Here is an 18,211-nt window from a genome sequence, read left to right on the forward strand (position 1 = left end):
TTTGCACTGCTTCCTCTATATTTAAGATCGTTTTTTCATGCCTTTTAACAACTGTGCTACATTCGTGTCTTCTGGTATAGTTTTTTCCTCAACCAGCGGCTCTTTTTTCTTCGCATTCGTTAGGAAATTCCAACCAAAACGTCTTATGGTAATATCAATAAAGAAAAGAAGCATACTCGCTAAGAGTAGCCATGTGGCAATATTTTGCCGATCTGCTCCTTTTGTCGTAAAGTCACGGAAGACATCTTGTGGTTCCTTTAAAACAGTGCCTCCTGTTCGTTGAGTTAACTCTTCTATCAGTTGGTTATTTACAGGGAGTAGTTCGTATTCAGCACTATAAGGAACACTTAGCCCTGCCTGATAAATGGCCTGCTTTTCATCTGCTATACGGAAGAAAATTAATCCAGGTTCAGCTTGTACTACAGCTCGAACTTGAGATGCGGAAATGGTTTCAAGTTTTGTTTCTAGCTCCTCCCCTGCTTCATTTACCGCTACAATATCTAAAAATGCGGCTTCATTTGTAGGGTCTGTAATCATAAAGGAACCATCTGCTTCCAATCTTACATCATAGGCTACATCATTGTAGCTTGGTAGCATTTGAGAAATAAGTGTTTGCCAAAATGCTCCCCAATTCTGCCATCTTGCCCAATCTCCTGTCCATTTACCCGTTGAATCAGATGTAAAGGCAAATGTTTTACCAAGACCATATTGCCACTGCGCTAACACAGGATCTTCTTTCTCGCTTTCTGCTACAACAGTAGCCCCCTGTTTTGCTGTTGTCCCAATATATGCATTCATTTGTGGGACACCATTAGCAAACAGTGAGTTCCATCCTGCTGCATTATAAATTGCCGGATAGAACGGATTGTCCTCAATATAGGTGCGGGAAATCATAGCTGTTTCTCGAGATAAAATAGAAGGAATGGTTTGCTCATCTATCACATCATAGAAACGTCCACTGCCCATGTCACTAAGCGCTTCTAATAAGTTCGCATCGGCATCTTGTCCAATCGCTACTGTCGATAAGGTTATACCCTCTTCTTTTCCTCCACCAATTAAATCCTCATAGTTCCCTGCCTGTGACTGCCCATCTGTTAAGAGGATAATATGCTTACGTTGGAGCTTTAAATCAGCAAGGTTCTCGTAGGCTTTAGCTAATGAACTATAGATTTCTGTTCCCCCACCAGGTGTTACTGATAAAATAGTATCCACAGCCTCTTCTTTACTGCTAAGAGGCCCTGTCTCTATAATCTCCCAAGGACGATCATCAAAGGCGATGAATCCTAATGTATCCTCGTCTCGCAACATCTCAACAGAACGTGCTGCTGCTTCCTTAGCAAGCTCAAGCTTCGAGCCTTGCATACTGCCAGAACGGTCAAGTACAATCACTAATCCTAAGGAAGGTAATTGCTCTTTACCCTTAATTTCCATTTCCACTGGCAATAAGGTTTCAATCGGTGTTTTAAAATAGCCGCCTAGACCAAAACTATTTTCTCCACCCACCATTGTAAAACCAACTCCAAAGTTTTTGACTGCTTGCTCAATAACACTCATTTTTGCTTCACCCACTAAATGACCTGGTACATTGTCGAAGATGATAGCATTATATTGCAAATAGCTGGATAGTTCATTTGGTAAACTTTTAGGTGCTACAACATCATAGGCAATGGATTGACTACCAAGTGCTGCTGCGATGGGTGAAGCTGTTTCATAACCATTAACGATTAATAAATGTGGTTCACTTTGAACCATTGTGACACTAGTTAACTTATTGTTTTCAAAAATGGCATCCTGACCAACTTGAACAACGGCTTCATATTTTACAAGTCCTTCAGCTGTTGCTGCATGTTTATAGGTAAACACATTCGTGCCTTCAGTCAGCTCAACTGCCTCTCGATGAATAAGCTCATCATTTTCATATAGTAATAGCTCGCCTTGGCCTGCTGATGTTGCAAGTATGTCAGTCACTAATTGTTGTTGCTCTCCAACGTAAGCAACTTGAGGGGATACAAAGCTTTTTAGTGATACATCATTGACAACTGGTTGACTAAAAGGCTTAATATCCACACTAATATTAGAGCCTTTCAACTTCGTAGCAAATTCTAAAGCATCGCCCTTTGTCTCATTACCATCTGTTAATAGCACAAGACGAGTTGCTTTTTTAGGATCTATAATCCCTGAAGCAAGCTGTAGACTTTGTTCTATATTTGTTTGATCGGTAGCTTTAATTTCAGTTAGTTTCGGTACTTCCTTTAATGTTTTAGATAAAATGGCTTCTGTTTGTAAAGTAGAGGAAAATGAATAAATGCCCGCAAGCTGCGGTTCTTTTTTTGATTGGAGGCTCTCCTGTATAAACTGAACCATCTCATCTTCCGTACCATTCATAGAAGCAGAACGGTCTACTAAATAAATAATTTGTTCTTCTTTGATTGGTAATAATAGATATGGACCTGCGAGTGCAAAAACTAAACAGCCTGCTGCCACTATGCGAATAGTAAGTACAACAATATGACTTCTTTTAAGTCGCTGTCGCTCATGAAAGTATGTCCATCCAAAATACAAGAATAATGGAAGGAGTAACAACAATACTAACGGCATATCAATTCGTAAATCCACGACGTCGTTGCACCTCCCACTCTGAAACAAGCAATAGTAAAATAATTACAATTAGCCAAGGCACGAAAGAGGTCATCGACACTTCTTCCTTTCCATTGTCTGAAATATCACCTAATGTAAAACTTGTTCCTTGTTCAATGACACGTTCTTGTGCTTGCAATTGTACAATCAATTGTTTTTCCTCATTATTTGAGCGTACCATATAAATGCCTGGCTGTTTGGGCGCAGTTAGCATCCCCTTCGTAACAGACGAAAGAAACTCGTCTTCTTGCGAATAAACATTCCAGTCTCCTTGCGCTAAAGCAACTGCACGTTGTTCATTGGGTGAAAAAATCCCAAGTGACCCAACTGATTCTGTTAGCTGCTGCTCTGTACTCCATAGAAATAGTGGGAATGATGGATGTAAAGGCCAATCTGTATCAGCAATATCGGCTAAAACAACGATATCTCCTTTTGGGGAGCGTTGGATGAACGGCTCTTCTCCAACAGAAGCAATCGTTTCATAGTCCGCAAAACCAGGATAAACAGCACTAACATAAACATCCTTTAGTTCACTAAAGGCAAATAATGCATCACTGCTAGTGCTTACCGTCCCATTCGCATCTACTTTTTCTGCATCATCACGACCAAATAATACGAGGGGATTGTCCATCTTTTCCAATAACGCTGATTGGTTTGTGATTATGGTAGCATCTTGATTGTCAGCGACTTGCAAGGAAGGGACGATTTTTACGCCACTACTAACTGTTTGAAAACCTTTTTGTATCAGTTGATGCAAGCCTTGATCAACAATAATTTTTGACGTAGTCGTTTGTAGTAAAACTGTTTGTTGATTGTCTATGTCATAATCATCTTTTGCATCAATAATAGCTGTCATGGATTTTGCTAAAGGCAAATCTTTAAATGTTTTCGTAATGGCTTCATTTGGAGGCACAACGACACTTTCTGCTACCAGCTCCTCACCCTCTGCATTATTCAATGCGAGCGTTACCTTTTGCTCGGTATTTGTATCATTATGGAGTTGTACAAGTGCCAGCGTAGCTTGCCCATCTGTCGTAGCAGCAAAGCGGGTGATAGCGATATTTGTTAAGTCTTTTGTAGCACCTCTTACTAGCCATTTCACAGAATCCTTGTCCATCGGTAATTGCTTTTTATCAAGTGTATCTGTAAAAACATAGATAGAAGTCGGTGTGTCGCCCACAAATGCCTGTGCTACATCCAGCGCCTTATTCATTTCAGCAGTTTCATAGGTTACTTGTAAATCTTGAATAGCTTTTTTTATTTCACTCGTGTTTGTTTCTTGCTGTAAAACAGCTTTTGGTGCAGCACCAGTTGTAATTAATGTGACAGGTCGACCATTCAATTCATTCATCAAGTTCAGCATTTCCTGTTTATGAGCGTCAAAGGTTGATTGCTCTTTACCTGCCAGCATTGTGGCTGAAGTATCTACAATAAATATGGTTTGTGCACCAACAATGGTTGATTTTTTTATATAAGGATTCATCAATGCCAAAACAAGTAGCAGTAAAGCAAGAAGCTGTAAATATAGTAGGGCATTTTTTTGTAAATGCTTTAAATAAGGCGATACTCGCGTTTCCTGCATAATCTCCGACCAAAAAAGCGTCGAAGAAACTGTTTGATCTGTATATTTTTTTCGAAAGAAATAATAAAGTAGGACAATGACCGGGATGATGGCCGTCCAGCTAAATATAATTTGACTAAAGCCCAATACGGCTCACCTCACCTAATCCAATGTGCTTTTAATAATTGCTGGAAAATCGCATGTTGCAATCCATCTTCCACTTTCAATTGTAATTTTCGAACACCAAAGCGACGGCAAATGGCTTCAAATTCTTCTTCATGTAGTATGCGTCTTGCATGGTAGGACTCTAATACTTTAGAGGACATCGTCACATTCACATCATTACCTGTTTCACGATCAAGGAGACGTACATCACCCGAATAATTTGGTGACAGTTCTTCTTGCGTTACAATTTGCAAAATGCGAACATCTCCAGCATAGCGTGGTATCCTTTTTAATAGCTGTTCCCATTCCTCAATTGGCTCTAATCCATCTGTAACAATGAATAATACGGTACTATCTTTAGGTAAAGCTTTAAGTGCATCCTTGGCAAAACGATTAGAGTAATTAGCTTCCTCTATATCTGTTACTAGCTGTAAAAAAGCTCGGCGATACATGGTACCCTTCCGTCGAAATGGTGGCTTCACTTCATCTTGGACAAAAGAAAAGGATAGACGATCATCTCGACCTAATACCATCAGACCGAGGGAGGCCACAATTTGACGAGCAAATAACCACTTAGCATGTTGCCCCATTGATTTGGTAGCATCTAGTAGAATATGTACACGCATCTCTTGCTCATCTAAAAACCTTTTAATAAAGTATTTATCTGTACGAGCAAAGACGTTCCAATCCACTTGGCGTACATCATCTCCTAAATGGTATTCTCGAAAATCCGAGAAATCAAGGGATGCCCCGAAGCGTTGAGAACGGTGCGAGCCCTTATGTTGCCCGCGTAGTTTGGAGGCCGTCGCTACTTGAAAGCGACTGATTTTCGCTAACCAGTCTTCGGGCAATAAGTATTTTGCTGTCACTTGCTAATACCTTGCTGAACTTTTTCTAAAATAACATCAATCACATCGTCTGCTGTTTTTCCTGAAGCCTCCCCTTCATAATTCAACAGCATGCGATGACGTAAAACAGGCTTAGCAACAGATTTAATATCCGCTACAGAAACATGAAAACGACCATTCATTAAAGCTCTTGCCTTTGCCAATTTGATTAAGCTCTGCAAACCACGTGGACCACTGCCATACATTGCATATTGTTTAACCTCATCAAGCGCATCTGTTCTCTCAGGATGCGTAGCCACTACTAGATCAGTTGCATACTCTAGCATTTCATCAGCAACCATCACTTCCTTTACCATTTGCTGAGCTTGAATGAGAGCATCCGTATCCATCTGTTTCTGTAAACCAATTTCCTGGGCACCTGTCGTTCGCTTCATAATTTCCATAAGTTCGCTTTTTTCTGGATAGGGTACAAGAATTTTACAAAGGAAACGGTCCATCTGTGCTTCTGGTAATGGGTATGTTCCTTCCATTTCAATAGGGTTTTGAGTTGCCAGCACGAAAAATGGTCTCGCCATTTTTTTTGTATCCCCTAATATGGTTACCGTTTTTTCTCCCATTGCTTCCAACAAGGCACTTTGGGTTTTGGGTGTTGCGCGATTTATCTCATCAGCCAATACCATTTGACTAAAGATTGGCCCAGGTTGAAAGGTAAATTGCTGCTTCCCATCGGGTGTACGTTCAATCATGCTCGTACCTGTTATATCTGCTGGCATAAGATCTGGTGTAAATTGAATACGTGAAAACGACAGATCCAGTACCTCTGAAATGGTACGAATTAACATCGTTTTTCCTAAACCAGGTAAACCTTCTAACAATGCATGACCATCCGCTAATACTGCATACAGGGTATAATCAATTGCTTCTTCCTGTCCAACAATGAAGCGATGGATTTCTTCTTTAACTTGTTGTAATTTCGTACTCATATCTACATACTGTTGCTCTGTAAAGGCCATTTCTTTTCCTCCTACTGCGACTCAATTGACGTGAAATAAGATTGCACGACATTTTGTAAATCCTTCGGTAATTGTAAGCGCTCTGAACTCTCTAAATAGCTGTCTTTATAAGAGCCAATTACTTCTTCATAAGGTCGAATAGAACCTTTTGTTATCGGACCATTTCCTTGTTGCTCAGATACATGGGAACCATCTCCTAATGCGCCACCATCTACTGATGTCTCACTTGCCCCACCTATTCGATTCGGTGTCGTTAGCAAATTCCGAGCGCCTTGGCCACTTCCTGCTCCTTGACCACCTTGGCCCTGACCTTGACCTTGGCCCTGTCCTTGTCCTTGTCCCTGTCCTTGGCCCTGTCCTTGGCCCTGTCCTTGGCCTTGGCCTTGTCCCTGGCCTTGGCCTTGTCCCTGTCCTTGGCCTTGGCCTTGTCCCTGGCCTTGGCCTTGTCCTTGGCCTTGGCCTTGTCCCTGTCCTTGACCATTGCTCTGGCTACTACCATTTTGCTGTTGAGAACCACTTTGAGCATTATTTTGACTAGACTGGCTTTGTTGATTACTAGGTTGGGAATTACCAGATGACTGTTGACTGTTTTGATTGTGGCTGCTGGCATTATTGGCACTCGCAATTGCATTTTGTAAGGAGTTACTTGCTGATTTACCAAGTTTACTCATAGCAGTTTGTGTGGCATTTGCATTTTCTGTGAGCCCTTGCTGCATTTGGGCAAGCTCTTTTAGCTGCTCAACCTCTTCCTTCGATAATCCTTGGCCTTCTGTTGTGCCATCTTGACTAGCCGTTTGTTTATCCTTTAATTGCTGCTCCTTTAATGCTAGCTCCTTTTGCTTTTTGACAACTTCTCGTAAAGCTTTTTCTGCTGTTTCAGCCTCTTTTAAAGTATTTTGAAGTTCTTGCAATTGCTCCTTTACTTCTTTTGTTTCCGCCTTCTTCTCTAATTCAGCAACTTCCTTCTTCATATCTTCGATAACTGCTTGCTCCTTTTCAACCTCTATTGCTTCAATTTGCGTAGCTGCTGGGAACATATAAAGAATGGCTAGTACAACTGTTGTAATAAATAAACCGATAAACGCCTTTGGACGAAATAGATTTTTCTTTCGAGCCTTAAAGTCTGCGAAAGCTTTTTCAGCATTTTGGATAGCTTTCGATAATAATGATTGAACAAGAGGATCCTGATCATCTTTAAATGATAAAGCTGTCACTAATTCATTATGTGAGAAATAATGATCCAGTTTATGCAATGCCTCTTTCTCTTTGACCCGTTTCCACCAAATATAAGCAATGGTTGAAATAATAACGGTAATAAAGGCTCCTAACGCTATTTGGCGATAATATGGCCAGACAAATAGTCGGGAAATAAGTACGAGAGAAGCACTCGAAAGCAATGCCAAAAACAAACCGTATTGTGCAATGGGAATGCTTCTTTCAAGAGTTAATCTCGATTTTGCACGCTGAATATATTTTCGTAATTGCTTACGACGCTCCATACCAATTCCTCCTCATCGGTTACTTTTCATGTTGGCACGCAATTTTTTAATCGCAATCGTTAAACAAAGCACAATGATGAATACATAAGCAATTAAATAAGTAATCCATACAGGTAGTTCTACACCCGACAGCTCTGCTAATGCATCCCCCATCTCTGGAGAAATAAGTGTCAGCATCAAGGCACCTGGATTAATAGATGCCCAGAAATAGGTCATAAAGGAGGCACCTGTTCCAATGGCATTGCCCATTTGATGAAAGGCCATTGTTAAAAAGAAGAAGAATGCTGTAATACCTCCTAAGAAAATGATTGAGCCGTATGTGGCAATCATGGCAACAATAGTTCTCTTAGTAATCGTAGAAAACATCACGCCTATACTACCTATTGCTACTACAGTGACTAAATAAAATAAAAATATAGAAATAAGCTGTGAAGGCGACACACCACCGAATAGAAACACTAGACTGTATAGTGGTAATCCCGCTACCAGCATCAATACTAGAAATGCTACGGAGGATAGTAATTTTCCAATAACAATTTGTGTAGAACTTTGTGTCGTTGTTAATAAAATATTTAATGTTTGCTTTTCGCGCTCACTACTGATAGCACCAGCAGTCAAACTTGGTGTAATGAAAAGAACTAATGCCATTTGCAAGATGGTTAGCACAGCAAACATCATAAAGCTTGTCTCTGGTCTAAAGAAGCCTCTGCCAGTAAATTCAGTTGTAAGCAATAAAAACCCTGCAATGAAAATACACAGTACAGCTAAATAAAACATTAAACCTGAAAAGCTTTTAAAAGAACGGAAGCGTAACTTCAATTCTTTAACAAGTACTGGATTATAAAATCTTTCCATCATTGATTGTCCGCTCCCTTCGTAATCGCCATAAAGACATCCTCTAAATCCTTCTCTTCTTCACTTAATGCATAGATTGGTAAATCTGTAAGCATAGCTTTTTTTAGCAATGCCACCTGCTCAGCATCTGTTCCTCGATAGTTAAAGGCTATTTCTAAACGATTTTCAATGACATCAATTGATGAAATATGAGGATCTTCCTCTAAAAACGCTCGTACTGCATCCAATTGATCTGTCACTTTCAACACAATACGCTTTTCTCCTTGTAGCTGGGCCTGAATCGCGGCTACATTTCCATGTGCAATTAATTTACCATTATCAATAACACCGATTTCATCACACATCTCAGCAAGTTCAGGTAAAATATGCGACGAAATTAAAATTGTTTTTCCCATAGACTTTAAATTCCGTAAAATATCTCGCATTTCCACACGAGCACGCGGATCTAGTCCTGATGCAGGTTCATCTAGAATCAGTACCTTTGGATCATGGATGAGTGCACGAGCTAAACATAAGCGTTGCTTCATACCACGTGATAATAAATCAACATATTCATAGCGTTTACTTGTTAAATTCACTAGTTCTAATAGTTGTGGAATTAACACTTGACGCTCTGCTAATTGGATACCGTAGCTCGCTCCATAAAAATCTAAATATTCATCTACTTTTAACTGATCATAAACACCAAAGAAATCGGGCATATAACCAATTTGCTTTCGAACTTCTTTTGGTTCCTTCACAACACTTTTGCCATTTATCAGAGCATCTCCTGAAGTCGGTGACAATAGTGTAGCTAAAATAGAGAATGTCGTTGATTTCCCTGCTCCATTTGCGCCAACAAATCCAAATACAACGCCTTCTTCTAAAGATAAATTTAAATGATCTAATGCTGTAAAGGAGCCGTATCGTTTCGTTAAATCACGAATTTCAATCATTATTTTGCCACTCCTTTCAGCTCTATGTCTGGTAACTTCGTTTGTTCTCCTGATGGATCGGGACCATATTTGATTTCAATTCGCAGCTCTCCATCTTGATTAAAGTATGTTGAAACCTTGTCTGTAAACACTTGCTTTGTATCGACTAAAGGCTCATATATATTCGTTTCATTATTCCAAATGGATAGTTGCATACGTGAAACATCCTTATTAGAAATTGTCAACTCATTAAGTGATTCAACGGCATCCATGAATTGATCTGGCATGGTCATCGTTACTTCGTACAACCCTTCAGATAGGTACCATTTATTCAATTCTTCCTCGATCTTTTCATAATAGCCATTTGCTGATAGTGGCTCTACTGAATACGAGAAGTTATTACGCTTCATTGTAAATGGACCTGTTAGCTCAACTTTTCCTTTAAATGGTTGAACAAGCATCGTAATCGGTGACATATTGGCACTTGTTTCTAATTCAACACCTACCACAGCTTGATCTGTCCAAGCTGTAAGTATTGGCTGGTTATCCTTTTCGACAAGCGGCAATGCTAAAGTTTTCATTCGTTCAATCCGCATTGGGTTTACCTCATCCTTTTTCGATGGGTAACTATAATTATAATTATTGAAAATAGATGGTTTTTGAAGAACCGTTGTTTTCAGTTCCTTATTTACCTGTAATGTTCCATTTGCTTCAATATCACCTAGTTTTACTTCTTTCACACCAGAGATTAATGTGACATCTTTTAATGCAAACGGGAAATTATTTTTAACTGTTCCTGTTAGTTTTTCATTTTTCAGTGTTATATCTATATCCATCTTCCCGATATTTTGTGCTGATGTTTTTCCACCAAAGGATTGCACAGACCAGTAGCTTAAATCACGTAATGTTAGTGTTGAACCGCTAGCATTTTCTTTTATATAAGAAGATTCATGTAATGGTCCCATCGTGCCTGTGAAGTTATTATAATTTCTTAATGCAACAGCAGTTGTATTTTGGTCAGCATTGACCACAAAGTCCCCACTACGATTCGTTAGAATGGACTCTACATAATAGCCATTTACACTATTGTCTTCATTTACTTTATAGAATGCAGATTGTTGAACTTGTGGCTGAACAATACGATCCTTCGCTCCGACAATAAAGAGAACAATGGAAAGAACAACAGAGATGGACGGTATTATCCACCATGCATGTTCACGCTTGTCCGCTTTTTTCAAGACAAAATAAAGAATTGGCCCGATTATTAAAATATAAAGAATAATGACAATTAGCATATAGCTCACTGATACTTCGAATGATGGAAATAGTTCATTAATGTTACGAAGTTCATAAGATATTTGATCGAGAGGAGATTGTCCCTGTCTCATCATTCCTTGCTGTGAAATACTTTGAATATTTATCACTTTGGCTAAAAGTGCTCCGTAGCCGTCCATAGAAGCAAGTGGTTGATCACCTAAAGAGAAGGTTGTTTGAATCACTTCCCCGCTACCCACTTTTTTCTTTGCTGCTAACACTTCATTATTTTCTGTTAATACAGGTAAACTTCCTTCACTACTAGTAGCTGAGTATACTGAAATCGGCTGTGTAAAAATGCCGCCTCCTGACAATTTAGTTAAAGCTTCTGCAGAAATCGCAGTCATTTCTTGTGATAATGACAAAGGTAAATACTCTTTAAAAACCCCTGCTGTAGCATTAATTTGGTCAGCAGCACCTAGAAGTAAGGTACCACCATCCTGTACCCATTTTAGTAATGCTTCTTGTTGTTTCGGTGTTAAATCAGCAATAGCCACTTCATCTACAACAATGACATTGGCCATCGCAAGTCCCTGCGAATCTTCTGGAAGTGTATAATCTTTTAATTGATTGATATTAAATACTTCCACATTACTTTGAGCTACAAATGTTGATAAACGTAATAGTGCAGAAAGACGATCACTTTTATCTGTTAATGTATAAATGAATGTTGATGAGGGGTCTAAAAAATTTGATTGCAGACGTTTAGTTCCCTTATAGGCAATCTTTTTTCCTTTTTCAATGCTTCCCTCATAAAAAGCAAATAAATCGGTGTCCGAATAACTATAGTCAGCTAAACCATCAAGATAGAAAGTAAATGTCTTTTCCTCTCCTGCTGCTATATCAATTGGAACGACAAGTGCTGAAGCTGCCTCATAAGAATTTGATGAATTAATCGCCATATCTCCTGAGAAGTCAGCTCCATTATTTTTCACTGTAACTTGGAGTGGTACTACTGATTGATATTTCGCTTTACCAGAAACACCCGCTGTTGCTTTCACCTCTAGCGTAGCAGCAGCACTTGCCTGAGTTGTAGGCAAGATAAAGCTCATTACCAGCATGACTAGTAAGGTCAGTGCCGTCCATTTTGTCTTTTTCAAAAGCTCAACCCCTTTTTATGTAAATAGATGGTTACATAATTATACGATTTATATTGCATTTTGTTCCATTTCTTATGTTATCTTCATTAATATTCATAAACTCTTAAGAATTCTACAATGCAAAAAGGCAACTCCAAAACAACCTGGAGCTGCCTGATTTTCTATTTAGTATAATCAAACAAACACCGTGCATGATCCTGCACTACTTCCACAAACGCCTCTACTTGTCTTAATTCAAAAGAGGATTCATAACCAATTAACCAAGTATCGCGTGTAAGACCAAACTCTTTTTCATCATTTGATAGAGGGATTTTGTGAATGGCATCGTGGTCATTTAACGTAATAGAAGGCAAGATCGCATAACCGATACCATTTAATGCCATTTGCTTGCAAATTTCAATTTGATCCACTAAAATTTGTTTTCTTGGATTCGAGGCAAAATGCTGCTGCCACCATTGCTGAATTTCTTGATAATAGTTGGAATCACTCTTATATTGAATAAATGGACGGTCTGTCTTTAACACATCTTCAATTGTTTTAACCTCTTTGTCCACTAAATAAAGAGTATCTCTGAAAAGGTGGATCTTTTCTCCTTTCCAGTCAACTTGGCCTCGTACAATGCCTACATGGGCCTCGCCCTCGTAAAGAGCCTTCACAATTTCAGAACTCCAGCCCGTCATCAGTGATATTTTAGCCTCTGGATATTTTGACACAAACTCCTTCAAGATTTTTGGTAGCCAGTTCTGACCAACAATGGATGCACAAGCTATTTTCAATGTCCCGTTTACCTTTGTCGTTAAGGATTGAATCGTTTCAAATATTTCTTCCTTTTTGGCTAGCATTTCCTTTGCATAAGCAATAACTTGTTCACCAGCAGGTGTTGCTGTTAAACCTTTTTGTGAACGAATAAATAATTGTGCACCCCAGTCTTTCTCAATCGTTTGCAATCGTTGTGAAAGGGCTGGTTGGGATAAAAATAGACGTTCTGCTGCTTTCCGCATATTGCGTTCTTCAGCTAAGATTTTTAAAATTTCTGCCTCTGTTGCCATCAATCTGTAAACCTCCAATACAAGCAAAGAGGGCCTCATGATTTTCATCTGAGTTCCCTCTTAAGCTACTACTCTTTTTGATAAATATATTTTTTCAATTGCTTTAAAATAACACGTCTTGTTAATATCCCTGCGAATGTACCATCTTCGTCCACTACACATAAAAAGGCGTGGTTAATAACTAAATCCAAAGCACGCTGGAAAGTATCCGTCAGCTTCAATACAGCGATCTCTTTTTCCATAATAGAGTCAACCTTAATATCAGGTAGCTTTTCATATTCTATATGCTCAAGTCCAAGAATCGATTCGGTAATCATTTTCATGCTAAGTAAACCTTGAAGTCGATATTTCAAATCTAATACAGGTATGGACGAGTACCCTGTACGTGTTAGTACAAGGAGTGCATGTTCCGCACTATTTCCACTTTGTACATGCGCAACTTTTTCAGAGGAAATGATAAAATCACTAATTGGCATTGCTAATAAGTCTTTGCTGTTAGTTGAAATCATGAACTTCTTCTCCTTTTCTGTCCTCACTGTGTAGAACAGTCCTTCCCTTTCATCATATCACAACTTTTCTATGTATGACCATGACCAGGCCGAGAAGAGTTTTTCATGAACAATGAATTATTTTAGCCTTTACAGCAAAAACTTAGAATATCTTCATCCAGTCAAGTTTTTCGTGACCGAATGAAGATGGTTCTTAACTAATAGCCAGCCTTACTCCAGTAGTAAAAAATCATGATCCCTAAAAAAAGTAAAAAAATTGCATAGACCCAAACAATAGGGTTCAACATCGTTGCATATTCTTCAACTGTTTCTGAAATAGGGGTATCATTTTCAGATTTCCGTTCAGAGGTCATTTTAGCTATTTTTAACGTATAAACAAACGAAATAGCAGAAATGATCACAATGGCAATAATTGCTGGTATTAACCACATACCCATCGGCAAAACTCCTTTCTTTACCCTTAGTATGCGTCAACCCAGCTATTCGTTATGCAAAGATTTTTAGAATGGATATTGATTGAGCCACTGCCCACCATCCAAAGTTACACATTCTCCATTCATATAACTTGCTTTATTAGACATCATAAATGTAGCTAAATCAGCAATTTCTTCTGGTGTTCCTATACGGCCTAGTGGAACAGAATCTAGTGTACGAGCTGCCGCTGCTTCTGATTCCCAAAGCTTATCGGCTCCACCAGTACGCTCGATCGGACCTGGTGCAATAGCATTAACCCGAATCCCATACTGTTTCCCCCACTCAACAGCTAGCGTTCTCGTCAATGATAGTACCCCTGCTTTTGCTGCAGCTGAATGGATCACACCTGCTCCTGCATTCCAAGCATACGTCGCTACCATATTTAATATAGACCCTTTGATCTTATTCTCAATCCAATACTTGCCTACTGCTGAAGAGCAATAGAATGTACCATTTAATACAATATCTACGACAGCCTTCCAGCCATTCGGTGATAAATCCTCTGCACGTACAATAAAGTTACCTGCTGCATTATTCACAAGCCCATCCACTTGACCAAATTTTTCAATAGCAAATGCGAGCATAGCCTCAGCATGCTCAGGTACACGTACATCCATTTGGAATGTCTCAATAGAGGGACCAGCCTCAGCTATAAATTTCTTTGCCTCTGCTAATCGTTCTTCGTTACGACCTGTTATGACAACATTAGCTCCCTCAGTTACGAACTGCTTTGCCATATACAGCCCCATACCACTTGATCCACCCGTAATAATAATCGTTTTCCCTTGCAACATTCCATTTCCCCCTTTGTTAAAAATGAATGGTGATTCACTAAAAGTTTACTATATATTCTCGAATATGTCATATTAATTCTATAGAATGCGAGTTTATTTTCTGAAAAAATATAAAAGAGCCATTCATTCAATGAATAGCTCTCCAATATCATTAAAACTCATACGTATAGGCAATTTTATATAGCTCCATTAACTCTTCTAAAGTTGGTATCTTCGGATTGTTACCAGGACTCCCACTTGCAAGTGCATCCTCAGCCATTTTAGGAATGGCCTGATAATAAGCATGCTCCTCGATTCCCCACTGCTTTAAATTGCCAATTTTCATATACTTACACATATCTTTAATGGACGTAATAGCAAGCTGAGCAAGTTCCTCTTGCGATAGACGTTCTTTTGTTTTATTAAAAAATTGTCCTAAATCTGCCAATCGATTTATACAAGCGTCTTTTGAATAATCTAGTACAGCTGGTAAAAGCATCGCATTGGAGATGCCATGCGGTACGTGGAAAAGTGCCCCAATCGGACGAGACATTCCATGTACAAGGGCAACAGAAGCATTAGAAAATGACAGCCCTGCCTGCATCGAACCCAATGACATCGCTTCCCTAGCATCAACATCATCTCCATATTCATAAACCCTTATGATGTTATTCACAATTAATTCCATAGCAGATAAGGCGAGCACATTCGAATAAGGATGAGCTAAACGTGATAAATAGCTCTCAATGGCATGGCTCAATGCATCTATTCCAGTTGCTGCGGTAATTGCTGGAGGTGAGGTAATGGTTAAAATAGGATCAACAATCGCTATAGTGGGCATAAAAGCTGGTTGCTTAATCATCATTTTCACATCACTTTTTGTATTGGTAATAACAGTGGCATCTGTTGCTTCAGAGCCTGTACCTGCTGTTGTTGGTATCGCAATGTGTGGAATTGGTGCTTCAGCTGCAACCTTTGCCATTTTCATATAATCTCCTATGTAGCCGCCATTTGTAGCCACTACTGCAATCGCCTTCGCCGTATCAATACAGCTACCACCACCAACAGAAATAATGACATCACAGTTTTCTTTCTGCAAAAGCTGCAATCCCTCTGCAACATACGTATCATCTGGCTCAGTTGTCACCCCTATATATGAAACGACGTCTATCCCTTGGGTCTTTAACAGTGTATGGCATTTCTTGATAAAGCCTAAACTGTCCATAATTGGATCACTAATAATTAATGCCTTTGAACCTAGTTTTTTCGCATACTCTCCTACTTCTTCAAATGAATCTCGACCATATACAATCGTTCCTGGAGAATGAACAGTAAAGATGGTTTTTGTTTGAATCATATTTTCCCTCCTAAGCTATTGAGCTGTATAGCCACCATCTAATAGTATGGCCTGGCCGGTTAACCCCTTTGCTACATCACTTGCTAAATATAATGCAAGTCCTGTAATTTCTGAGACATCAAGTAAACGTTTTTGCGGTACAAGTGGATATAACACTTGTTCAAGAACTTCTTCCACTTGAATACCCCGTGTCTGTGCTAAATCCATAAACTGATTACGTACTAATTCCGTGTCAACATACCCTGGACAAATAGCATTTACCGTAATTCCCTCTGTCGCCACCTCTAGTGCCGTTACCTTAGTAAGCCCAATCACACCATGCTTTGCTGCATTATATCCCGCCTTCCCAGCAAACCCAATGACGCCATTGATGGAGGCCATATTGATAATACGACCAAATTGATTTTTCTTCATATGTGGTAACGCATACTTCATCGCCACAAAGGGAGCAACGACCATCACTTTTTGCATTGACTCAAAAATTTCTGTCTTAAAATCCTCAATAAGCGACACATGTTGAAATCCTGCATTATTGATTAAAATATCTAATGTTGAGAATTCATTAATCGTAAAATCAATGGCTTCTCTTATGGCTTGTTCTTCTGTCACATCACATATATAGGAAGTTAAAGAGGGGTATTGTGCGACGGCTTCCTCAAGAAGCTGTTCATTTTTATCTGATATCACAACATTAGCCCCTTGCTCAGCAAATGCTTGTGCCATAGCAAGACCAATACCACGAGCTGCCCCTGTAATAAAAACCGTTTTTCCTTGCATACTTCATCCCTCCTACATCCCTAATGAGAATAATATGATTGCAAGTATTGTACCTATGATAGGGATAATAACCGTCAAAGCTCCAAATGGCATATATGCATCCTTATGCTTTTCATTACATACTGAATTGATGGTTGTCACAACATATCCTCCGTGCGGCAATGAATCTAGGGAACCAGATGCTATAGCGATTGTCCGATGCAACGCCTCTGTATCTACACCCATCTCGATATAATGCGGTGCTAGTAAGGGCATAGCAATTGTTTGTCCCCCTGATGCTGAACCTGTTAAACCAGCAATAACCGCAATTGCTAAGGCTCCTCCAATCAGCGGACTGCCAGGGATATTGGTCATTACATCAACAGTTGCAACAAAGGATGGTGTTGCTTTTACTACCCCGCCAAAGCCGACAACAGCCGCCGTATTTGCAATGGCAATAATAGCACCCATTGCACCTGCTGCTAATGTTGCGCCAACTGACTTTGCATATTTGTAACTCACTAAATAAGCAACGATACAGCCACTAGTTAAGGCTACAATTAAAGCAGAGGTTCCAAGTGAATCATGGAAAATATAAGAAATGACTAAAACAACTAATAATGGTATGAGACTCAAAAGGGGACTCGGAAGCTTTCTTGTTTCATCAGCTACTGGATCGGTGGAGCGCTCAATGAAAATTTCCCCATTGTTAACAGCGCGTTTAATCATCCAATTCAGCCAAAGCGAGCCACCAACGGCCATAAAAATAGCCACGACAATACTAACTTGCCAACCTGCATATGGAGTTGTACCAAGATATGGAATTGGTATCCAATTTTGAATCTCAGGTGAGCCTGCTGATGTCATCGTAAATGTGACAGAACCTAGGCCCAGTGCAGCAGGAATAAAACGTCGTGGAAAGTTTGCTTGTTTAAATAAACTAATAGCCATTGGATAAACTGAAAAGGCTACGATAAAAACTGAAACACCACCATATGTGAGTACTGCTGCAGCTAAAACTACAGCATATGTGGCATATTTCACCCCTATTTTTTCTACAATCCATTTAGAGACACTATCTGCAGCGCCTGTGTCCTCCATGACTTTGCCGAAAATGGCGCCCGCCATGAACATTAAATACCATGAACCAACAAATCCGGTGAATCCATCCATATAGCTCGTTAGAAAGTTGGCCTGATCTTTATCAGCTGTTTGAGGAAAAAATGCAAGACCGTTTGTTAAGGCTGCTAACAGCGCAGTTAACGGTGCTGAAATAAGTAGATTTACACCCTTCATTGTTAAATAAACTAATAATGCTAAACTACCAAAAAGACCAATATACTCTAACATTTACACCCCACCCATCCCCTTTTTTAGAAAAAGAGCT

At 39.4% G+C, this 18,211-nt stretch carries 15 protein-coding genes; all 15 read right to left on the bottom strand.

Features of this window, described 5'->3' with window-relative positions; genetic code table 11:
- Window positions 1-21 precede the first annotated feature (21 nt).
- The 15 genes from AC1RFD_RS13210 to AC1RFD_RS13280 all read right to left on the bottom strand — a co-directional run bounded on the left by AC1RFD_RS13210 (window position 22) and on the right by AC1RFD_RS13280 (window position 18,174).
- Complete coding sequence (locus AC1RFD_RS13210; protein ID WP_492474972.1) at window positions 22-2,616, bottom strand: VWA domain-containing protein; 2,595 nt, start codon at window positions 2,614-2,616, stop codon at window positions 22-24.
- The gene (locus AC1RFD_RS13215; protein ID WP_048391971.1) at window positions 2,600-4,345 is read right to left on the bottom strand and encodes a vWA domain-containing protein; all 1,746 of its coding nucleotides are present in this window, start codon (window positions 4,343-4,345) and stop codon (window positions 2,600-2,602) included. Before AC1RFD_RS13215 ends, AC1RFD_RS13210 begins: the two co-directional genes overlap by 17 nt.
- A gap of 11 nt (window positions 4,346-4,356) precedes the next feature.
- Window positions 4,357-5,232 carry a DUF58 domain-containing protein gene (locus AC1RFD_RS13220; protein WP_048391972.1) on the bottom strand — a complete coding sequence of 292 codons (876 nt, stop codon included), beginning with the start codon at window positions 5,230-5,232 and terminating at the stop codon, window positions 4,357-4,359.
- On the bottom strand, window positions 5,229-6,224 hold the full coding sequence (locus AC1RFD_RS13225; RefSeq protein ID WP_048391973.1) for an AAA family ATPase: 996 nt from the start codon (window positions 6,222-6,224) through the stop codon (window positions 5,229-5,231). Before AC1RFD_RS13225 ends, AC1RFD_RS13220 begins: the two co-directional genes overlap by 4 nt.
- An 11-nt stretch (window positions 6,225-6,235) precedes the next feature.
- Window positions 6,236-7,723: a DUF8809 domain-containing protein gene (locus AC1RFD_RS13230; protein WP_492474973.1), complete on the bottom strand. Its 1,488-nt coding sequence runs from the start codon at window positions 7,721-7,723 to the stop codon at window positions 6,236-6,238.
- Between the two features lie 12 nt (window positions 7,724-7,735).
- Window positions 7,736-8,581: an ABC transporter permease gene (locus AC1RFD_RS13235; protein WP_103117519.1), complete on the bottom strand. Its 846-nt coding sequence runs from the start codon at window positions 8,579-8,581 to the stop codon at window positions 7,736-7,738.
- Window positions 8,578-9,513, bottom strand: a complete 936-nt coding sequence (locus tag AC1RFD_RS13240) for an ABC transporter ATP-binding protein (RefSeq protein WP_004224654.1) — start codon at window positions 9,511-9,513, stop codon at window positions 8,578-8,580. Before AC1RFD_RS13240 ends, AC1RFD_RS13235 begins: the two co-directional genes overlap by 4 nt.
- Window positions 9,513-11,906, bottom strand: a complete 2,394-nt coding sequence (locus AC1RFD_RS13245) for a DUF8725 domain-containing protein (RefSeq protein WP_112117432.1) — start codon at window positions 11,904-11,906, stop codon at window positions 9,513-9,515. Before AC1RFD_RS13245 ends, AC1RFD_RS13240 begins: the two co-directional genes overlap by 1 nt.
- Window positions 11,907-12,067: 161 nt before the next feature.
- Window positions 12,068-12,955, bottom strand: coding sequence for a transcriptional regulator CcpC (gene ccpC / locus AC1RFD_RS13250; RefSeq protein ID WP_048391978.1), 888 nt, complete (start codon window positions 12,953-12,955; stop codon window positions 12,068-12,070).
- 68 nt (window positions 12,956-13,023) lie between these two features.
- Window positions 13,024-13,464, bottom strand: a complete 441-nt coding sequence (gene cbpB, locus AC1RFD_RS13255; RefSeq protein WP_004224640.1) for a cyclic-di-AMP-binding protein CbpB — start codon at window positions 13,462-13,464, stop codon at window positions 13,024-13,026.
- A gap of 197 nt (window positions 13,465-13,661) precedes the next feature.
- Window positions 13,662-13,901 carry a hypothetical protein gene (locus tag AC1RFD_RS13260; RefSeq protein WP_048391979.1) on the bottom strand — a complete coding sequence of 80 codons (240 nt, stop codon included), beginning with the start codon at window positions 13,899-13,901 and terminating at the stop codon, window positions 13,662-13,664.
- 63 nt (window positions 13,902-13,964) lie between these two features.
- Window positions 13,965-14,732: a 2,4-dienoyl-CoA reductase gene (gene fadH / locus AC1RFD_RS13265; RefSeq protein WP_048391980.1), complete on the bottom strand. Its 768-nt coding sequence runs from the start codon at window positions 14,730-14,732 to the stop codon at window positions 13,965-13,967.
- 151 nt (window positions 14,733-14,883) lie between these two features.
- Window positions 14,884-16,068 (bottom strand): iron-containing alcohol dehydrogenase, encoded by a 1,185-nt coding sequence (locus tag AC1RFD_RS13270; RefSeq protein ID WP_048391981.1) that lies wholly within the window; start codon window positions 16,066-16,068, stop codon window positions 14,884-14,886.
- A 15-nt stretch (window positions 16,069-16,083) separates the two neighbouring features.
- The gene (locus tag AC1RFD_RS13275) at window positions 16,084-16,845 is read right to left on the bottom strand and encodes a 3-hydroxybutyrate dehydrogenase (protein WP_048391982.1); all 762 of its coding nucleotides are present in this window, start codon (window positions 16,843-16,845) and stop codon (window positions 16,084-16,086) included.
- 12 nt (window positions 16,846-16,857) lie between these two features.
- Entirely contained in the window at window positions 16,858-18,174 is a 1,317-nt protein-coding gene (locus AC1RFD_RS13280) for a GntP family permease (protein ID WP_054549811.1), read from the bottom strand.
- Window positions 18,175-18,211: the final 37 nt, after the last annotated feature.

It is taken from the genome of Lysinibacillus sp. GW823-FHT02G10 (assembly GCF_058797135.1).

Excerpts from the sequence above, each read along its gene's own strand:
- AC1RFD_RS13225 (WP_048391973.1), bottom strand. The coding sequence starts at position 6,224 with ATGGCCTTTACAGAGCAACAGTATGTAGATATGAGTACGAAATTACAA.
- AC1RFD_RS13230 (WP_492474973.1), bottom strand. The coding sequence starts at position 7,723 with ATGGAGCGTCGTAAGCAATTACGAAAATATATTCAGCGTGCAAAATCG.
- AC1RFD_RS13235 (WP_103117519.1), bottom strand. The coding sequence starts at position 8,581 with ATGATGGAAAGATTTTATAATCCAGTACTTGTTAAAGAATTGAAGTTA.
- AC1RFD_RS13240 (WP_004224654.1), bottom strand. The coding sequence starts at position 9,513 with ATGATTGAAATTCGTGATTTAACGAAACGATACGGCTCCTTTACAGCA.
- ccpC (WP_048391978.1), bottom strand. The coding sequence starts at position 12,955 with ATGGCAACAGAGGCAGAAATTTTAAAAATCTTAGCTGAAGAACGCAAT.
- cbpB (WP_004224640.1), bottom strand. The coding sequence starts at position 13,464 with ATGATTTCAACTAACAGCAAAGACTTATTAGCAATGCCAATTAGTGAT.
- AC1RFD_RS13260 (WP_048391979.1), bottom strand. The coding sequence starts at position 13,901 with ATGGGTATGTGGTTAATACCAGCAATTATTGCCATTGTGATCATTTCT.
- fadH (WP_048391980.1), bottom strand. The coding sequence starts at position 14,732 with ATGTTGCAAGGGAAAACGATTATTATTACGGGTGGATCAAGTGGTATG.
- AC1RFD_RS13270 (WP_048391981.1), bottom strand. The coding sequence starts at position 16,068 with ATGATTCAAACAAAAACCATCTTTACTGTTCATTCTCCAGGAACGATT.
- AC1RFD_RS13275 (WP_048391982.1), bottom strand. The coding sequence starts at position 16,845 with ATGCAAGGAAAAACGGTTTTTATTACAGGGGCAGCTCGTGGTATTGGT.
- AC1RFD_RS13280 (WP_054549811.1), bottom strand. The coding sequence starts at position 18,174 with ATGTTAGAGTATATTGGTCTTTTTGGTAGTTTAGCATTATTAGTTTAT.